This window comes from Aquabacterium sp. A7-Y (assembly GCF_026153205.1).
Taxonomy (GTDB): Bacteria; Pseudomonadota; Gammaproteobacteria; order Burkholderiales; family Burkholderiaceae_C; genus Caldimonas.
This window is the reverse complement of record NZ_JAPFBW010000105.1, coordinates 1-525: the sequence shown is the minus strand read 5'-3', so window position 1 is coordinate 525 and position 525 is coordinate 1. Positions and strand designations below refer to the sequence as shown.

At 64.0% G+C, this 525-nt stretch carries 1 protein-coding gene; it reads left to right on the top strand.

Features of this window, described 5'->3' with window-relative positions:
- The coding region (locus OOT46_RS30725; protein ID WP_265407421.1) for an Ig-like domain-containing protein at nucleotides 1-525 on the top strand (525 nt) is incomplete at both ends.

Below are 525 nucleotides of genomic sequence, written 5' to 3'. Positions count from 1 at the left end.
ACGGCGATGCGCTGAGCTATGCGATCGACACTGCACCGACGAACGGTACCGTGGTCGTCGACGCCAACGGCAGCTACACCTACACGCCCAACGCCAACTTCAACGGCACCGACACTTTCACTGTCGTCGTCACCGACGCGCAAGGCGCCACGGACACCATCACGGTCAGCGTGACAGTCAATGCCGTGAACGACAACCCGGTCGTGGTCGGCTCTCTGAACAATGTAAGCAGCACCGACGCAGCCACCGTCAGCATCCCGACCAGTGCCGTCTTCCGCGACGCCGACATCGCCACCAACGGCGATAAGTTGACCTTCTCGGCGACCGGCCTGCCGGCTGGCCTCTCGATCGACCCGAGCACCGGTCTCATCTCCGGCACCCTGCCCAACGACGCCAGCCGCCCCGCAGCCTACGTCATCGAGGTGACCGCCACCGACTCCAAGGGTGCCAAGGTCTCCACCAACTTCGAGCTGTCGGTCAACAACCCGGCTCCGGTTGGTGCTGACGAGAACGAGACAGTTGCCG